The sequence below is a fragment of the Daejeonella sp. H1SJ63 genome, from assembly GCF_029360775.1.
Taxonomy (GTDB): domain Bacteria; phylum Bacteroidota; class Bacteroidia; order Sphingobacteriales; family Sphingobacteriaceae; genus Daejeonella.
On the sequence record NZ_JARKMZ010000036.1, the window covers coordinates 49,390 to 66,952 of the forward strand.

General features: G+C 41.0%; 21 protein-coding genes. 5 read left to right on the top strand and 16 right to left on the bottom strand.

Annotation, left to right across the window (positions count from 1 at the left end):
• Positions 1 to 17: 17 nt before the first annotated feature.
• Positions 18 to 788, bottom strand: coding sequence for a LiaF domain-containing protein (locus P2W72_RS12810; protein ID WP_276363198.1), 771 nt, complete (start codon positions 786 to 788; stop codon positions 18 to 20).
• A 234-nt stretch (positions 789 to 1,022) separates the two neighbouring features.
• On the opposite strand from P2W72_RS12810, the gene P2W72_RS12815 reads away from it, so the two are divergent.
• The gene (locus P2W72_RS12815; protein ID WP_276363201.1) at positions 1,023 to 1,934 is read left to right on the top strand and encodes a Gfo/Idh/MocA family oxidoreductase; all 912 of its coding nucleotides are present in this window, start codon (positions 1,023 to 1,025) and stop codon (positions 1,932 to 1,934) included.
• A gap of 14 nt (positions 1,935 to 1,948) precedes the next feature.
• Here the strand turns inward: P2W72_RS12815 and P2W72_RS12820 are convergent, their stop codons facing one another.
• From P2W72_RS12820 to P2W72_RS12860, 9 genes are all read right to left on the bottom strand, one after another.
• The gene (locus tag P2W72_RS12820; protein ID WP_276363203.1) at positions 1,949 to 2,404 is read right to left on the bottom strand and encodes a DUF1801 domain-containing protein; all 456 of its coding nucleotides are present in this window, start codon (positions 2,402 to 2,404) and stop codon (positions 1,949 to 1,951) included.
• Positions 2,405 to 2,407: 3 nt separating this feature from the next.
• Positions 2,408 to 2,851: a molybdenum cofactor biosynthesis protein MoaE gene (locus P2W72_RS12825; protein WP_276363205.1), complete on the bottom strand. Its 444-nt coding sequence runs from the start codon at positions 2,849 to 2,851 to the stop codon at positions 2,408 to 2,410.
• A gap of 1 nt (position 2,852) precedes the next feature.
• The gene (locus tag P2W72_RS12830) at positions 2,853 to 3,962 is read right to left on the bottom strand and encodes a HesA/MoeB/ThiF family protein (RefSeq protein ID WP_276363207.1); all 1,110 of its coding nucleotides are present in this window, start codon (positions 3,960 to 3,962) and stop codon (positions 2,853 to 2,855) included.
• A 2-nt stretch (positions 3,963 to 3,964) separates the two neighbouring features.
• Positions 3,965 to 4,198 carry a MoaD/ThiS family protein gene (locus P2W72_RS12835; protein ID WP_276363209.1) on the bottom strand — a complete coding sequence of 78 codons (234 nt, stop codon included), beginning with the start codon at positions 4,196 to 4,198 and terminating at the stop codon, positions 3,965 to 3,967.
• Between the two features lie 11 nt (positions 4,199 to 4,209).
• On the bottom strand, positions 4,210 to 4,941 hold the full coding sequence (locus P2W72_RS12840) for a sulfite exporter TauE/SafE family protein (RefSeq protein WP_276363211.1): 732 nt from the start codon (positions 4,939 to 4,941) through the stop codon (positions 4,210 to 4,212).
• Positions 4,942 to 4,945: 4 nt separating this feature from the next.
• Positions 4,946 to 6,145 carry a gephyrin-like molybdotransferase Glp gene (gene glp, locus P2W72_RS12845; RefSeq protein WP_276363213.1) on the bottom strand — a complete coding sequence of 400 codons (1,200 nt, stop codon included), beginning with the start codon at positions 6,143 to 6,145 and terminating at the stop codon, positions 4,946 to 4,948.
• A gap of 71 nt (positions 6,146 to 6,216) precedes the next feature.
• Entirely contained in the window at positions 6,217 to 7,197 is a 981-nt protein-coding gene (gene moaA / locus P2W72_RS12850; RefSeq protein WP_276363215.1) for a GTP 3',8-cyclase MoaA, read from the bottom strand.
• Positions 7,198 to 7,210: 13 nt separating this feature from the next.
• Complete coding sequence (locus P2W72_RS12855) at positions 7,211 to 7,819, bottom strand: nucleotidyltransferase family protein (protein ID WP_276363217.1); 609 nt, start codon at positions 7,817 to 7,819, stop codon at positions 7,211 to 7,213.
• Between the two features lie 4 nt (positions 7,820 to 7,823).
• Positions 7,824 to 8,945 carry an XdhC family protein gene (locus P2W72_RS12860; RefSeq protein WP_276363220.1) on the bottom strand — a complete coding sequence of 374 codons (1,122 nt, stop codon included), beginning with the start codon at positions 8,943 to 8,945 and terminating at the stop codon, positions 7,824 to 7,826.
• 141 nt (positions 8,946 to 9,086) lie between these two features.
• Here P2W72_RS12860 and P2W72_RS12865 point away from each other — a divergent pair, with 141 nt between their 5' ends.
• On the top strand, positions 9,087 to 9,542 hold the full coding sequence (locus tag P2W72_RS12865) for a YciI family protein (RefSeq protein WP_276363222.1): 456 nt from the start codon (positions 9,087 to 9,089) through the stop codon (positions 9,540 to 9,542).
• 13 nt (positions 9,543 to 9,555) lie between these two features.
• On the opposite strand, the gene P2W72_RS12870 is transcribed toward P2W72_RS12865, so the two are convergent.
• The 3 genes from P2W72_RS12870 to P2W72_RS12880 all read right to left on the bottom strand — a co-directional run bounded on the left by P2W72_RS12870 (position 9,556) and on the right by P2W72_RS12880 (position 12,428).
• A complete protein-coding gene (locus P2W72_RS12870; protein WP_276363224.1) occupies positions 9,556 to 10,587 on the bottom strand; it encodes an LLM class flavin-dependent oxidoreductase in 1,032 nt (343 codons plus the stop codon).
• 95 nt (positions 10,588 to 10,682) lie between these two features.
• Positions 10,683 to 12,140 (bottom strand): cardiolipin synthase, encoded by a 1,458-nt coding sequence (cls, locus tag P2W72_RS12875; protein WP_276363226.1) that lies wholly within the window; start codon positions 12,138 to 12,140, stop codon positions 10,683 to 10,685.
• 114 nt (positions 12,141 to 12,254) lie between these two features.
• A complete protein-coding gene (locus tag P2W72_RS12880) occupies positions 12,255 to 12,428 on the bottom strand; it encodes a hypothetical protein (RefSeq protein WP_276363227.1) in 174 nt (57 codons plus the stop codon).
• Between the two features lie 185 nt (positions 12,429 to 12,613).
• On the opposite strand from P2W72_RS12880, the gene P2W72_RS12885 reads away from it, so the two are divergent.
• Genes P2W72_RS12885 through P2W72_RS12895 form a run of 3 tightly spaced genes read left to right on the top strand, consistent with a single transcriptional unit; the run spans position 12,614 to position 15,631 of the window.
• On the top strand, positions 12,614 to 13,690 hold the full coding sequence (locus tag P2W72_RS12885) for an HlyD family efflux transporter periplasmic adaptor subunit (protein WP_276363228.1): 1,077 nt from the start codon (positions 12,614 to 12,616) through the stop codon (positions 13,688 to 13,690).
• Complete coding sequence (locus tag P2W72_RS12890) at positions 13,690 to 14,949, top strand: FtsX-like permease family protein (protein WP_276363229.1); 1,260 nt, start codon at positions 13,690 to 13,692, stop codon at positions 14,947 to 14,949. The genes P2W72_RS12885 and P2W72_RS12890 overlap by 1 nt, the downstream gene beginning before the upstream one ends.
• A gap of 1 nt (position 14,950) precedes the next feature.
• Positions 14,951 to 15,631 carry an ABC transporter ATP-binding protein gene (locus P2W72_RS12895; protein ID WP_276363230.1) on the top strand — a complete coding sequence of 227 codons (681 nt, stop codon included), beginning with the start codon at positions 14,951 to 14,953 and terminating at the stop codon, positions 15,629 to 15,631.
• A gap of 46 nt (positions 15,632 to 15,677) precedes the next feature.
• Here P2W72_RS12895 and P2W72_RS12900 read toward each other — a convergent pair whose 3' ends face one another.
• The 3 genes from P2W72_RS12900 to P2W72_RS12910 all read right to left on the bottom strand — a co-directional run bounded on the left by P2W72_RS12900 (position 15,678) and on the right by P2W72_RS12910 (position 17,392).
• The gene (locus P2W72_RS12900; RefSeq protein ID WP_276363232.1) at positions 15,678 to 16,565 is read right to left on the bottom strand and encodes an ATP cone domain-containing protein; all 888 of its coding nucleotides are present in this window, start codon (positions 16,563 to 16,565) and stop codon (positions 15,678 to 15,680) included.
• 40 nt (positions 16,566 to 16,605) lie between these two features.
• Positions 16,606 to 17,079 carry a DinB family protein gene (locus P2W72_RS12905; RefSeq protein ID WP_276363234.1) on the bottom strand — a complete coding sequence of 158 codons (474 nt, stop codon included), beginning with the start codon at positions 17,077 to 17,079 and terminating at the stop codon, positions 16,606 to 16,608.
• Positions 17,080 to 17,185: 106 nt separating this feature from the next.
• Entirely contained in the window at positions 17,186 to 17,392 is a 207-nt protein-coding gene (locus P2W72_RS12910) for a DUF2892 domain-containing protein (RefSeq protein ID WP_276363236.1), read from the bottom strand.
• Positions 17,393 to 17,563: the final 171 nt, after the last annotated feature.

The window sequence follows — 17,563 nt, forward strand, 5'->3', positions numbered from 1 at the left end:
TCAGTAATTTGATTTTTTTAGAAGCTCTTGATATCTATTCCTCCGAAGATGGAGGTGCCCTCAATAACCAGTACCTTATCCGGAAAGGGATTTAACTGAGGAGGACGTTTATCTTCGATACCCCCGAATATTGCTACCATTTCAGATTGTACGGTCCAGTTAGCCGGTACAATAATCTTGGTTCCGCCAAAAACCTGTACAACTTCCAGTTTTACTATACCTTTAATATCCGCCTGCATCAGATTGATCTCAGAGCCCCCGAAGAAATTCACGATTTCGCCACCCTGAAAGTTTTTGGAAACGATGTTCTTTTTTATTCCTCCGAAAACTGAGGTAGACTCAACTCTGTCTCCTGAAAAATTGTTTGAACTGAATCCTGCTTCCGGGCCATTGTTCGTGCTTTCTGACTGAAAATCAGGATCAACTCTTTTCTCCCAAACCGGAGAATCTGCTTCAGGAGTTCTTTTACGTCCAAATATCAGATAGGCGCCGATCCCGATGATCAGGAAAGGCCAGAAAAATCTGCTTAGTTCCATGTCGGGCACGATTTTATTGCTTAAAAACATTACCCCGATAGCCAGCGGCATAAATGCTGAAGGACGGTTATATCCCTGTCTTGACCCTATGAATATGCCGATGAGGATCAGAAATACAGGCCAGCTGAATAACCAACCGGGGATAAAGTACAGATCCAGTGATTTTAATAATAGTATGAATCCTAATCCCAGTAATACCAGACCGACTAAGGCTTTACCTGATTTCTGATTTGAGCTTCTAAAATTTTGCATGACGTATTAATTTGATTCAAAACTATGATCTAATATTATTCTTTTAAATACAATTTAGGCAAGTTTACCACAGTTCTCGGTGAATGTCGGAAAAATGTCGGTGAAAATTTAATTGTGAATCCGGAATTAATAAATTGAATTCCTGAATTTTTCGGGGTGAAATATCCCCCTGTTAATAAATTCATTTAAATTGTGCTTTCATTAAGATTGCAAACTCAGAATTGAAGACGGTATATGTTAAAGATTGGAATAATTGGTTTAGGTGATATTGCTCAAAAGGCTTATCTGCCGATATTATGTAGCAGGGACCTTGAAATTCATCTTTTTACCCGCGATCAGGAACGGCTGGCCCGTATTGGCAGGCAGTACAGACTCGGAAATCTTCATTCCAGCCTTGAATCTATCCTGAAAAGCGGTATCAGGGGTGCATTTGTTCATACCTCCACTGAAGCGCATGAGCACATTATAGAACAGCTTCTCCTGAATGATATCCATGTATATGTGGATAAGCCTGTTACTTATCATTATGCCTCCTCCAAAAGAATGATAAATCTGGCAGAAAGCAGGGAATTGAACCTGATGGTGGGCTTTAACAGGAGATATGCTCCTGCTTACAGAGAACTGAAGCAAATGCCAGACCCGAACATGATCATTATGCAGAAGAACCGTCATTCTTTGCCGGGGGATATCAGAACCTTTGTTTTTGATGATTTTATTCATGTGCTCGATACTATGCGTTATCTTTTTTCTTATCCCGTGAAAGAAATTCTGGTGAGAGGAATGAAAAGAGATGGACTGCTGCTTCATGCTGTGGTTCAGTTGATCGCTGAGAACGGAGCTATCGCGATCGGGATTATGAACCGGGATTCTGGAACGCTTGAGGAGAAGGTGGAGGTTTTCAGTACAGAAGAAAAAAAGACCGTTATTAATCTTACGGATTTGAGAATCAACTGTCAAAAAACAGAGATCACAAACGGGATTAACGACTGGGAATCGACTCTGTCTAAAAGAGGTTTTGAGAATATTATCAATGATTTTCTGCAGGCTATGGAAACGGGGGGAAGAACTCAGTTCAGCATGCATGACGCATTGCTGACGCATGAGCTGTGTGAGGAGGTGGTTAATCAGTTGTCTGCTGTCAGTTAACAGAAAAAAAACTATTATTTCCTGAGATTACTTTCATAGCAACGGATCCAGTCTTCTGTACTGATTTTTTGCACCAGTTCTCCGATCAGATCGAAAGGTATATTTTCAGGTTTCTTAAAACGTAAACAACTTTTGCCCATATCTGCTTTTCCGGTATGGTGTTTTGGATATTCTTGCTGAAACCATTCGAGAATTTTTTTGTCGGCATAAAGCCCCATATGGTAAAATGCGATAAAATTTTTCTGTGAAGCCAGACTCATGAACGGGAGCGGCAATTCAGGTTTACAATGGTATCCGGCAGGGTATAGCGAATGCGGCACAACATATCCCGGCATTCCATAGCTCATTTCCTCAGTAAACCCTTCAGGAAGGTTTTTCAGAATCACCCTTCTGAGCTTGTTCATGGCATCTTTTCGTTCTTCAGGAAGCGAATCAAAATATTCCTGTGGTGTAAGTGCCTTTGATTGCATAGCTTATTGATTAACTTTCCACTGATGTGAATCATCTTCCATGATCTCTCTTCCCCAAACCGGCAGTTCAGCCTTCAGCCTTTCTACAGTTTCTTCGCAGGCATCCATTGCCGCTTTTCTGTGTGCTGAGGATGTGAATACAAACAAGCAGATTTCTCCGGCAGCAACTTCTCCCAGGCTATGATGTACATGCATACAGGTTAGCGGGTATTTGGCAAAAATATCTTCACGTATCAGATGCATTTTTTCCAAAGCCATGTCCTCATAGGCAGTATAATCAATGGCCTTTACAATTCCGTTTTCTGTTTGATCAGCTCTGACCTGACCCAGAAATATACTATGCCCTCCGATAGCTTTCTGACTGCTGTGTTTCTGTATGCTTTCTGCAATAAATGATGCAGGAATCGGTCCTTTGCTGAATATATTCTTTGGTTTTCTTTCTGACATTTTAGTATTCTTTGAATTTTTGCCAACCTGTAAGTCCATCTTTCAGGCTATATACTTTTTTTGATTTGCCAAAGTGTTTTGTAAGCAGCTCTGCAGCACCTGCACTGCGTTTCCCACTTTGACAAAACAGTACAATGGTTTCGGCATGAATATCCGGGATTTGGGTTTTTAAACGGCTAAGAGGTATTTTTATATGGCTAAAGCCATCTTTAAGAGCTTCTTCATCTGATTCGCGAACATCTATGATTTGTATTTTTTTATCCTGATGCATAGCCTCAAATTCCTCATGATTAAGCTCATTTGCCGGGCTTAAAGAACAGAACCAGTCATAATTGAACGACCTGAATTCATCGGCATTTGAAGGAATCAGCTTTGCGGTTTCGGCCAAAGCCGACAAATCCATTTCAAAAAACTGATTGTTCAGCGAATTATAGGTTAGCAAACGGTCAATCAGAGGTTCGCCGATGCCGGTAATCAGTTTGATGGTTTCATTAGCCATCATGGTTCCAATAATCCCGGGAAGAACTCCAATCACTCCTGCCTCTTCACAATTCAGGACTTCACCGTCTGAGGGCGCTTCAGGGAACAGGTCGCGGTAATTGACCGCTGTATTTGCTGAGAGGGGAGAATTAAAAACCGAAACCTGACCTTCAAATCTGGAAATAGCTCCATAAACCAATGTTTTGTTCAGTAAGACACAAGCATCATTGATCAAATACCTGCTTGCAAAATTATCAGTTCCATCCAGTATGATGTCAAACCCCGATAGTATTTCAAGGGCATTAGAATTATTCAGTCTTTTGTTGAAAATGTGCATTTCTATTTCCGGATTGTTTTGCTCCAGAATATCTCCTGCTCTTAATGCCTTTGAAAGTCCGATGTCGCTTACAGAAAATAATATCTGACGATGGAGATTGCTAAGGGATACCAAATCAAAATCAACAATGCCTAGCTTTCCAATACCTGCGCCGGCAAGATAGAGTAAGGCAGGGCAACCCAGTCCGCCTGCGCCAATTACCAGAACACGTGCATTCTTCAACTTTTGCTGCCCACCTTCGCCAAGCTCTTTCAGTGAAATCTGACGCTGATATCTTTCGTTTTTAGTTTTCATGATTAACCTCCTGAAAAGGGCGGAAGTAAAGCAATGTTATTATCTCCTTCAAGCAATGTATTTTCCCGTATTACTTTTTTATTAAGAGCGATTGCAAATTTAGTATCTGATAAAGCGGGATATATTGATAGCAGAGTCCGGATTAACGTATCTGTATCGGGTATATCATAAAGCATCAGCTCTGATTTACCTGTGATATCTGTAAGTTGTCCGAAAATCATTACCTGTACCTGCATCGTGTTTTTTATTAGGTTAGAATAAGTTTAATACCTGCTACGAGTAAAACAAGAGCCAGGGTGTTTTTCAGGATGTTCTGGTTAAATTTCAGGGATCCGAAATAAGAACCGCATAGCCCACCGGCAAAGGCAATGCTTACATAGCTGAACATATCCGGACTGAGCTCAATACCTTTGGTCATATGTCCGGCTAATCCTGAAAAAGAATTGACAAAGATGAACAGGGCACTGATGGCAGCAGTTTGCTTTTGATCGGTCCATTTTAGTAAGAGTAAGACCGGCGATAGAATGATCCCTCCGCCAATTCCAATCAACCCTGATAGAAATCCGATGACCGAACCAATAAGAATGGAAAGGTAAATATTATTTTTCCTGATCTCTTCGATACGCACATTCGAAAAAAACAGAAAGCGAATCACAGGAATAATGAGGAGTAATCCCAGTATCTTTTTGTAAAAATCAGCCTGAATACTGATCAGTCCCCCTGCAAATGCCATTGGAATTGAAGCAAGTGCCAATGGAAGAAAAATATTCCATTTAAAGTGTTTGCCTCTGTAAAACTGAATGAAAGAAGTTAATGACACAAAAAGGTTAAGCATGAGGGCTGTAGGCTTCATGACATCAGGTGAGACGGCATATATTGCCATTAAGGCAAGATACCCGCTGGCACCACCGTGTCCTACCGATGCGTATAGAAAAGCAACGATAAATAGTAGTATGTAAAAAATATAAATACTTTCCATTGTTTCAGAATGAAGGTAAAATGTGAATTTCTACTTCTTCTCCGGCCTTGTATTCTGTACGATCTTCGTCGAGTTTAATCAGGCAGTTGGCTTTTGCAAATGAACTTAGCCTGAATGACTCCTGTGCTTTAAGGTCTTTTACATATTTTCCATCGAAATAAGCTTTCAGGAAATGGGTAATTCCTGCCGGTTTTTTCATGCCTGTTTCCAGAATTCCGGTTATCTTTTTCAGATCTTTTTCCCGATTACTCAGCAGACTCATAGCCGGATACACATATTCATAAAAACAGCTCAATACTGAAGCAGGGTTTCCGGGCAGGCCGAAAATATATTTATTGCCTTTTTTGCCAAAATAGATCGGTTTACCTGGTTTTTGTTTGATCTTATGAAATATCTGTTCTATGCCGTTTGCTTCAGCCGCACGAATCACAAAATCATAATCCCCCACACTTACGCCACCCGTCAGCAATATCAGATTGCTTTGTTCCATGGCAATTCCTAATATTTCAATCAGAACCTTAAGATCGTCTTCAGCTGAAAATACATCCACATTCAATATTCCGGCTTCTCTGATAGCAGCATTTAAAGCATAGGAATTGGATTCGTACACTTGTCCGTAGGCGAGGGGGAGTCCGGGTTGCTGAAGTTCATTGCCTGTAAGGATGATACTGATAGTTGGTCCCGGATAGACCATCAGTTCATGAATACCTAAACCGGCCAGAAAACCAATTGCAGGGGCATTCAGTAAACAGCCTTTTTCCAATGCCAGTTCGCCCTTTTTTGCATCTGATCCCTGAATTCTTACATTCTGGCCTACAGATAAATCAGGGTCTTTTATGATCAGTTTTCCATCCAGAATATCAACCTTTTCCTGCATTACTACTGTGTCGGCTCCCGGAGGAACTGCGGCACCTGTAAAGATTCTGCAGGTGTTTTGAATGTGCAACGGACTTTGTTCAGCAAGGCCGGCCTGAGCAAGACCTTCAATTTTAAGTGCTTTATTTTGCTTCCATCCTTCAAAGTTCAGGGCATAACCATCCATTGAAGATTGATTGAACGGAGGAACATCTGTTAATGCATAAACATCTTCAGCAAGGATCAGTCCTGCTGCTGCGGCAATTGAAACCTTTACAGGATCAGGGGGGATAATATGCTCCCTGATCAATTTTTTTGCCTCTGAAACCTCAATGAATTCTGCCGACATTTCTTATGAATTTGCTAAATAAATGTGAATTTCGATAAAAAATAGGGGATTAGCAATCGGGACAATACCTCTTATCCGCCAATGCTGATCATGCTTCTGTTGTGCAGATCTTCTGTATGGATTTTTTCAAAATCTTTGCTGAACTGTCCGCCAAGCTCCTTAGCTTTTGTGGCAATACTCGCTTTGATCAGAGTCAATACATCTTCACCGTTTCTAAGCGCACTCAGCAGGTCATTTTCTTTTTCAGAGAAGAGGCAGTTTTTCATTTTTCCGTCAGCGGTGAGCCGCATACGATTGCATCCTGCACAGAAAGGAGAACTCATTGTACTGATAATGGCAAAGGTTCCTTTATGACCTTCAATAGCGTATTTTTTTGCCGTATCATGCTTATCACCCTGTATGGGTATTGCATGAAATTGCTTTCCAATTTCGTCGAGCATTTCAGTCCAGGTAAACACCTGATTGCTGGTCCAGCGGTTACCTTCAAATGGCATAAACTCAATGAAACGTACATGCACCGGAACATCTTTTGTCCAGGCAATAAAATCATTGATTTCATGATCATTCATCCCCTTCATTACCACTACATTTACTTTGACATGAAAGTTTCTGCTGATCATCAGATTGATGTTATCCATCACCTTCTGAAAACTGTCTCTGCGGGTAATGATACTGAATTTGCCGGGATCAAGGGTATCCAGACTAATGTTTAGCGATTTTACTTTTGCCTGTTCAAGAACATCCACAAAATCATGAAGACGGGTTGCATTGGTAGTAAGAGTCAGCTTTACAGGGAGCTTAGCCAGTCGAAGTATAATGTCGGCAGCATCTTTTCTTACCAATGGTTCACCACCTGTCAGGCGGATCTTATTTACACCATTCTCAACGAAAAGCCTTGCAAGTGATTCAATCTCATCGGGCTGCATCAGCCTTGAATGGGGGGTAAATTCATAGTTTTCCTCAGGCATGCAGTAAAAGCAGCGTAAGTTGCAGTTATCCGTTAAAGAGATCCTGAGGTAATTATGAACCCGATTATATGAATCAATGAGCATGGTTAAAAGTACGCTATTTAGCTAAATTCTTATAATTTTCGCTGGTATCAATATCGATACGCCCATCCTTAAAATCAATAGATCCGGTTTGATCATGAAATTTATTGAACAGTACTCTTGCACCTTTGTCTCCTTTCAATGCCATGAGCTCATGAAACATGCTTTTATGAAATAGCGCAGGAGTACCCAGTATATTATCATAACTGCTGGCAATAATGGCTTTTCCGCTTGTCTGATGAGCGAGAATTAATTCGTTTAACAGATCTGAACTGACATAGGGCTGATCGCAAACCATGATGATTGCCGCATCCGTTTTACTAAAACTGTTCAGAATCTCATTGATCCCGCACCTGATTGAAGAGGCCATTCCACTCTCCCAGTCCGGGTTTTCTGTAATGATAATCTGCTCTCTGTTGAGTTGTTTTTCTATATTTTCTTTGTCTGAACCCAGGATAATTATTACAGAGGATGCCATACTTCCGGTAGCAGCATCAATACTGTGCTGAAGCAGGCTTGTACCCCTGTATTCCAAAAGCTGCTTGGGGCTTCCCAAACGGGAAGACCGTCCTGCAGCCAGAATAATGATGGCAATATTTTCCTCAGTTTGAGCTTGATCAGGCATGGGTTTAGTTTCTGGGATGTATGGGACTTTGTCTGAATTTCAGGAACTGCCCATCTCTTCCTGAAAATGCTGCTCTGATACCTGCCGCAAGCGATAAGGCAATCTCTTCCGGCATGACAGCACCAATATCAAGACCGAGAGGAGCATAAATGCGCTGCATATCTGTTTCAGAAACAGGATTGTTTTCTTCGGCGAGTTCTTTCCATATTTTTTCTGAGCGCAGTCGCGGACCAAGCATTCCAATAAATGGGGCATTTGACCTCAGTACCATGGGTAGATTTCGCTTATCAGTTTTATAATCATGCGACATCAGGATAATTGCAGTATGCTCATCAACAAGCAGTTCAGAAAATTCTGAAACCGGTCGTATCTCATCGGCAATAGCCCTGATTTTTGTATTAACTTTTATAAGTTCAGCAACGATACTGACTCTCCACCCAAGCTCCTTAAGCAAACGACTCATCGGATAAACATCATACTGATGACCGATCAGAACGACATGGATTTCAGGCGGCAGGATCTCAATAAACATGTCAGCACTTCTTCCATCCTGCGATTCGTAATGGAATGAATTGGATGTGTTTTTAGAAATCTGAAGTTCGGCAGCCTTGTTTAACCGATCTTTCAGACCGGGATCTTCGAATGTGTTAAGACTGTCTGATCCGGTGTATTTGATCACTTGTCCCGCTAGCAGATTTCCCCAGTTGCCATTCAACTTTGTGATCGTAATCAGGATATGGGTATCGCGGTTGGCCCTGATACATGACTTTAATATTTCTACCGGATTATCAGGATTATTGAAATCAAGAGGTGTAAACAATACGTCAATAATACCGTTACAGCCTAAGCCAACCCCAATCTGATGAGGATCATCTTCACTGGTATCATAAGTGATCAGGGTAGATTTTGAATTGTTGATAGCTAATCGCGCACGTTTGAGCGCATCGCCCTCCAGACAGCCCCCACTGATTCCGCCTACCCAGGTTCCGTTATCAAGAACCAGCATACGTGCACCTGTGCGACGGTAGGATGAACCTTCCACCCGAACAACTGTTGCCAATGCCGCATGCAGACTGTCTTTATCGGTCTCATCGTAAGCTTTAACTATAGCTTTTATCTCTTTCATTTTATTAACACAGCTTGGCTTAAAATGTCTGAATATTCTAAACAATCCAATTTAAATAAACGCTTAAGCCGGTTTGAAATTACAATAATTTGGATGAATTTGTTAGATTAGAGATGGATTGTTAATTCTTAATTTCTGATGATGAACAGACTCTTTCTGCTGATTCTTCTTTGTGTCTTTTCCTTGTCTGCTATGGCGCAAAGTGAAAATCCAAAATATAATAAAGCAATGGCTGAATCATTGGGTGCAGATGATTATGGCATGAAAATGTATGTTTTTGTAATACTTAAAACAGGACCGGTAAGCGCCGATAAAGCAGCGACAGATAGCTTGTTCAGAGGGCATATGAAGAATATCGGCAGACTTGCAGACTCAGGAAAACTTCTTGTTGCCGGACCAATGAAGAAGAATGATAAGAACTATCGCGGAATATTTATTCTGAATGCAGCAAGCCTGGAAGAGGCAGCAGCACTTTTGGAAACAGATCCCGCCGTGAAGGCCAAACTCCTGGATACGGAGCTATACCAATGGTACGGATCAGCTGCTTTGGCAAAATATCTGGAGTATCACGAAATGGTGGGAAAGAAAAAGATGTAATTTTTTTCAATGCTTATTTTCCGAGTGCTTTTCTAACCGCCGGAGCTACAATGTTTCCGTAAAGTTCAATCGATTTCAGTATTTTATGATGAGGTATATTGCCCATGCTCATTTGAGCAAGGAAGCGGGTATTGCCGAATAGCTCATGTTCGTAAAGTATTTTATCAATCACTTCCTGCGGACTTCCGGCAAGCAGTGCACCTTTTGGAGATCGTGAATATTCGAACTGCTGTCTGCTCAAAGGCGACCAGCCTCTTTCCTGACCTATCCGATTCATCATTGTAGCATAAGCCGGGTATAATTCATCAGCAGCCTGGTTTGAATTCTCAGCAATGTAAACATGAGAATTGATACTTACCTGCAATTCATCAGGATTTTGTCCATTTCGTTCAGCAGTTTGACGGTACAGTTTGATGAATGGCACAAACTGCCCGGGCATACCTCCTATAATGGCTAATGCAAGTGGTAATTTCAAATTTGCAGCCCTCACTGCTGATGCAGGCGTGCCTCCTGCAGCTATCCAGACAGGCAGCGAGTTTTGGAATGGCCTTGGGTAAACTCCCTTGTTTTCAAATGAAGGTCTGTGCTTTCCTTTCCAGCTCAATATATCAGTTTGATTTAGCTTTAAAAGCAGTTCCAGCTTCTCTGAAAAAAGTTCATCATAATCACTCAGGTCATAGCCAAAAAGGGGATAGGATTCAATGAATGAACCCCGGCCAACCATGATTTCAGCCCTTCCTGAAGATAACTGGTCAACTGTAGCAAAATCCTGAAATACTCTTACCGGGTCATCCGAGCTAAGAACGGTTACTGCACTGCTTAGCCTGATTGTTTTAGTTTTTACAGCTGCTGCTGCAAGAATAATGGCTGGCGCCGAAACGGCATAATCCGGGCGATGGTGTTCGCCAATCCCAAACACATCCAGACCAAGCTGGTCGGCAAGTTCAATTTCTTCGAGAAGATCTTTTATTCGCTGGTTGGTATTTTGGCTGCGGTTTAGAGCATCCGGCCGCATATCAGCAAATGTGTAGAGTCCTAATTCCATATGAGGATTTTGGTTTTGTTCTTTCGGACAAATTTCGCATTTTAAATTTCCCGCCTGATATTTTTCCTGATCTGAATTGTAAGCAGCCGGTCAAATTAAAGCAGGGGGGAGATCAATCTGACAGCTTTTTCTTTCAGCTTTTTATAGCCCGGACGCTTGTTCCATTCCTCTGCTTCCAGCCTGATTGAATATTTAAGATCTTCCTTAAAATGATTATGAAGAATTTCTGCTACTTCCTTGTCGTAAATAATGGCATTTACTTCGAAGTTCAGATCAAAGCTTCTGATATCCATATTTGATGTTCCGATCATACCCAGCTGCTGGTCAAATACCATTGTTTTTGCATGGATAAAGCCTCTTTGATAGCGGTATACTTCAATGCCGGCACTTAGAAGGTCGCTGTAATAGGATTGAACGGCAAGATCAACAATAGATGAATCTGATTTTAGCGGTAAAATAATTTTAATCTTAACCCCGCCAAGTGATGCTATGGTAAGTGCATCGAGCAAACTCTCATTGGGAATAAAGTATGGGGTACTGATCAGAATCTCTTTGGTGGCGAGGTTGATTGCCTGCAAGATGGAATATAATATGACCGGAGTGCCTGAATCTGGTCCGCCGGCAGCAATCTGCACAATCTTGTTCCCGGTTTTCGGAATGCTGCCAAGAGGAGGGAATAGTTTATTATCAGGTTCAAGCTGAACATCGGCGCAGAAATTCCAGTCGCAAAGAAACAGATACTGAAGGTATTGTACCCCCGGGCCATCGATGCGAAGATGTGTATCACGCCAGTATATTTTACCGGGCTTTTCAAAAGTGTTAATATAGCGGTCGCTGATATTAATACCGCCGATAAAAGCTGTAACTCCGTCAATTACCACTATTTTTCTATGATTTCTGTAGTTTAGCCGGTTGGCCAGAGTAACAAAACGGACCTTGAAAAATGGGAAGGCCTTAACTCCGGCTGCTCTAAGCCGGTGTACAAGGGTGTTACGTATTGAGCGGCTGCCATAATCGTCATAAATGAATTTTACCGCAACGCCTTCTTTTACTTTCTGTATCAGTATTGACTCAATTTCCTTTCCGCTTTCATCATCTTCCACTATATAATATTCAATGTGGATATGCTCTTTTGCAGTTTTCAGCGCCCTGATCAGTTCAGGGAATTTATTTTCTCCATTCAGCAGCAGTTTTACAGCATTATTTGAGGTTAGCGGACTTGTACTGTCTTTTAACAACATATTTGCAAGCTCCTCATAATTTTTCACCGCATCATCTCCTTCATCGAAGGTTTGTTTAGAGTAGCTGTGGATAAATTTCTTAAGCTTTTCTGCAAGCTCGGTATTGCTGATCAGCTTTTTGCTGTACATTTTTCTGGTCCGGTAGTTAATGCCGAACAAAAAGTAAAATGCCATGCCAACGAAGGGAGCAAAGATGGCAAACAGGAGGTAGGCAAGTGTTTTGGTGTTATTTCGTGTGTCATATATAATTCTGACACAAACAATGCTTAGAATGAGCAAATAGATAATCTGTATAAAATGCAGAAGACTCATACCAGGGCTATGCTGAATTACCTGATGAAGATAAGATATTTAGCTTAATCCCAAAGTTGATTCACTACAAATTATGTGCAGTTACTCTGTTCCTGTCTATATAAAAGGCCATAATTACAAACAACCACTGTAAATTACCGCCCAGGCGATCATTTCAACATCAGGAGGCGGAGGACCCATTATATTTCCGGCCTGAATAATCACCAGAAATAAGATCAGTGCAATCAGACCGTATTTGCCGGAATTGTTTTTTGCTGCAAATCCGATTCCGAAATGTCCGATAAACATAAGCTGAGATTATTATGATTAGATTTTTTGCTGATTAATTTTAACTGTCGGGCAGGTGAATTTTTTTATTTAATGATTTGATTCAAACAGAAATTGAATATTACACGATATTAACCGTTAAATAAGAGACTAAGGTCATATTTTGAACTGAATTTTAGTTTTATTTTTGTGTTTAAAATTGTTCCATGAGGTTTAGCGTATTTATTGCCTTTTCTGTGCTGCTTTATTCCTGCAGCAGTTCTGATGAAAGAATCAGGCCTGAGATTCAGCCGATTTCGGAATCTGTTTATGCCTCGGGAACTTTGAAAAGCAAGGGACAGTATCAGGCATTTGCAACCGTTAATGGTATTATTGAGGAGATTTTTGTTGATGAGGGGGATACGCTAAAAAAAGGCGATCCGATACTGAGAATTTCGAATGAAGTTCAACAGTTAAATGCCGAGAATGCCAGGCTGGCAGCAGATTATAATGACCTTGCTGCAAATAAGGACAAGCTTCATGAAGCCGCCTCCCAGATTGATCTTACCCGAAGTAAGATGAAAAATGATTCGGCGATTTATCATCGCCAGAAAAATCTGTGGGATCAGCAGGTTGGATCTAAAAATGAACTCGAACAGCGTGAACTTGCTTACCTCAATTCCGGGAATGCCTATAGTAATGCCATTATCCGGTATAATGAGCTGAAACGTCAGCTTAGTTTTGCTTCATCTCAGGCAAAGGGAAATTTATCGATTTCACAGACTCTCTCATCTGATTTTGTGCTCAGAAGCGAGATGGATGGTATTGTTTACAGTATTAACAGGTCGGTAGGCGAGATCGTAGGACCCCAGAATCCGCTGGCAGTTATTGGCAGTTCAAAAGACTTTATTCTGGAAATGCAGATCGACGAAAAAGATATTCTGCTGGTCAGGCAGGGGATGAAAGTGCTGGTGAAACTCGACAGTTATAATGACCGGGTATTTGAAGCGGTGCTGACACGCCTTAACCCTTTGATGAACGAGCGTACACAAACTTTTACCGTAGAGGCGGAGTTTGTACAAATACCGGAACATTTATTTCCCAACACCAGCTTCGAGGCGAGTATACTGATTCAGACAAAAGATAAAGCATTGCTGATTCCACGCAATTATGTTTTTAAGGATTCCCTGGTCCTGAAAGCGGGTGGAGATACCCAGCGTGTAAAAATCGGGTTGAAAGATTATAAAAAAGTAGAAATTCTTGAAGGGCTGCGTGAAACAGATGAATTGATCCTGCCTGAATAATGAACTTTAAACTGATTTTTTCTATCGCCAGATCACTGATGTTAGCCCGCTGGAGGCAAACGATGGTGGCTGCTTTTGGAGTTACCTTTGGCATTGCGATGTTTGTTAGTTTGTTAAGCTTTATGTCGGGTTTGAACGACCTTCTGGATGGGCTTATCCTGAACCGTACCCCTCATATACGCCTCTACAATGAAATTCAGCCAACGGCAGATCAACCGATTGATATGTCTGATACACATAAGTCATATCACAATTTTGTAAAATCGGTTAAGCCAAAGCAGGAGCGGCCTGAGATCTATAATAATATGGCGATAATGAATTTCCTGAAATCCGATAATCGCGTTTTGGGAATTGCTCCTAAAATTACCACGCAGGTGTTTTATAATGTTGGTGTGATCGATTTAACGGGTGCTGTTAACGGCATTGATGTGGAAGCTGAAAATAGCTTGTTTAATTTTCAGGACTATGTAGTTGAAGGTGATTATATCGATCTGAAAAATACACCGAACAGCATCATGCTTGGTAAGGGATTGGCCGGCAAGATGCTGGCTTCAATCGGAGATGTTATTCAGTTAACCACTTCAAGGGGCGAGAGAACTCAGCTCAAAGTAGTGGGAATCTTTCAGTCGGGTTTGCAGGATGCAGACAATACTCAGAGTTATGCATCGATTATCACTACCCAGAAATTACTCGGCGAGTCAGTAAACTATATAACCGATATACAGATTAAGCTTAAGGATATCACAATGGCACCGCAGATTGCCAGAGAATACGGAAAATTGTTTGATGTAGACGCTGTAGATATTCAAACAGCCAACTCGCAGTTTGAAACCGGAAGTTCAGTTCGTTCGATCATTTCTTATGCAGTAGGTATAACCCTTTTGATTGTTGCCGGCTTTGGGATCTATAATATCCTGAACATGATGATCTATGAGAAAATGGATTCAATTGCAATTCTGAAAGCAACAGGATTTTCTGGTAAAGATGTGAACCGGATTTTTACCAGTATTGCTCTTAGTATTGGGATATTGGGCGGTTTGCTTGGTCTTATCCTTGGTTTCAGTCTGTCGCTGATTATTGATCAGATTCCATTTAATACGGCATCCTTGCCAACAATTAAAACCTATCCCATCAATTATAATCCCCGGTTTTATATGATCGGGATTTGTTTTTCCTTGCTTACAACATATTTGGCCGGGTATTTACCATCGCGAAAAGCAAGCAGGGTAGATCCGGTAATCATTATCAGAGGGAAATAAAATGAGTCAGAAAATACTGGAAGCCAGACATGTCAATAAATATTTCCACGATCCCATAACTGTACAGGTTCTGAATGATGTCAGTTTCTCGCTAAACAAGGGAGAGTTTGTTTCCATCACTGGTAAATCCGGCTGCGGTAAATCCACTCTTTTATACATCATGTCAACTATGGATACCGACTATCAGGGCGAAATACTGATAGACGGAATAAGCATGTCAGGAAAGCAGGAAGCAGATCTAGCCCTGATCAGAAACGAGAAAATAGGCTTTGTCTTTCAGTTTCATTATTTGCTGAATGAATTTTCTGTATTAAAGAATGTGATGCTACCGGCTTTGAAACTGGGTAAATATCCCGAAGATGAACTTGAACACAGGGCATATGAAAAGCTGAGGATTCTGGGGATTGAAGCAGAAGCTTTGAAGAAACCGAATCAGCTGTCTGGCGGACAAAAGCAGCGTGTCGCTATTGCCCGTGCACTGATCAATGATCCACTGATTATCATGGGAGATGAACCAACAGGGAACCTGGATAAGAAAAACAGCGAAATTGTCTTTGATATTTTTAAAGAACTTGCCGAAGTCTACCTTCAGTCATTGCTCATTGTTACGCACGATAATGAGTTTGCTTCACGCACCAATCGTATTATCGAGATGGAGGATGGCAGAATTATTTCTCATTGAATGGTCTCTCAGAACTTCAACAATTTGATCTGATGGTTTGAATGAATTACTGAGGTTTACATTCGCAGATGTCTCGTACCTCCTGCAGTATTTTTTGGATTCTGTTAGGAGAAATGCGCATATTTTTCAAAATGTCAGGATTTTCCGCCAGACTTTTACATAAGACTATACCTTGAGTAAGCAGCTGTGTTTTTTCATCCATTGTGATGGTCAGTAAACTGGTTACAGGATGTAAACCCGATCGGTCGATAACAGATTTTAGGCTTTTTTCACCGGGATAGTCCCAGCTCAGCATGAACATGCCCATGCATTGGCCGTATTGCAATGCATCAGCCGAAAAGCGGGTATTGGTTACCAATCCTCCCAGTATGGTTTTATGCCCAAACTCTTTCTTCTTTTTTAACTCAGACTCCACATCCTTAAATCTTGAATGAATGTATAAAGGCACTTTGACATCACAGAAGCGACGCTGATCACTGTGAAATTTACATTCGATGATCAGATGACGATCTTCTTTATTGGCGATGATATCAATCTCATGGCTAACGCAATGCCCCTTCACAATTTCTCCGACTCTGGTTTCGTAGTTCCTGAATTTTAACAGCTCACTGATGTATTTTTCGAATGGAAAACCACTTGGTCCCAATTCCAGGATTGCCCGTTTAAGTTTATACCTGGATGCCGATGAGCCTGATTTTTTTCTCAGCATTGAAAATGCGATGCGGTAGATCTCACGGGTTGGTATGAGATCGTAAAGTTCAGTTTTGATTTTTTCTACAACCTCTTCAATGGTATCCGGATCGGCATTAGATCGCTTCAGGGAGTTTTTAAGTCTTTTTTCGTCAAAAAGTACTTTTTCTCCCGACATCTTTGTTACGTAAATTTCCTGAGGTTTGTTCATACTGCTACCTGTGCTGTTTTCTGTATAATTCAAATATACAGATCAAATTACGTAAGACAGAGTTCTCTTCGAATCAAAGCGTCTGCTCAGTCGTTAAGCGGCCGTATTTCAGGATCATTGCCAGCTGACCGGCATGATATGCTGTATGAGTGATGATACGTCCAAGAGATTCGGCCTTGGTCTTGGTTCCAAACTCTTTGGTGATGACACATTCTTCCCATGCTTCCTCATCGTGAGCGAGGATAGCAGCCTTAAGCGATTCATAGGCCAGCTGGTCATAGGCCAGAAGTTCGGCCAGGTTAGTCCATTCGCCTGTATCCTTTTGTGCAATTACGGTTTTTGCATGCACCTTAACACCTTCGTAATTGAAAACATTTTTTGCAAATAAGAGCTCTACATCGCCAATATGTCTGATCAGAAACCCGACTGAATTTGGAGCCGGAGCGAGCTTTTTTCCAAGATCCTCCTCTGTCAGATCGCTTAATAATTTTGAAAAACGAGTTCTTCCCTCTTCCCAGAGGCTTATAAATTGTTGATATTTATTCATAATAGAAATAGACTTTCCCGCTTTTCTTCTACGGAAAAAGCAGAAAATAGTTTTCAGAATAAAATTATTTTCTGTTCAGTTAATAGCGGGCAGGAAAATCAAATGTTTATTTCTGCTCAGCTTTGGTTGAAATTCGGAATAACATGTAAAGCGGGCAAAAGTTAACCAAACTGGTTAGAACTAATACGGCCCCAAGAACAAGAAGCACGATGCCAATAGTTCCTGAAATTTGTCCGGTATAATACAGAACGGCAATAATAATAGCTGCGATAATTCTGATGATTTTGTCGGTACTACCTACGTTAGCTTTCATATTTTTTTGTGTTGGTTTAGATTAAATATACAATTTTTTCAACAGAAATAATTTGTATATGCTTAATTTTCAAACAGATGATGGAGATAAGAGACAGGGTTGCCGCTTGCCTTTTAAGATGAAACCGGCATGTTTAAAATAACCAGGAAGCACACAAGATAATGTCCCGAC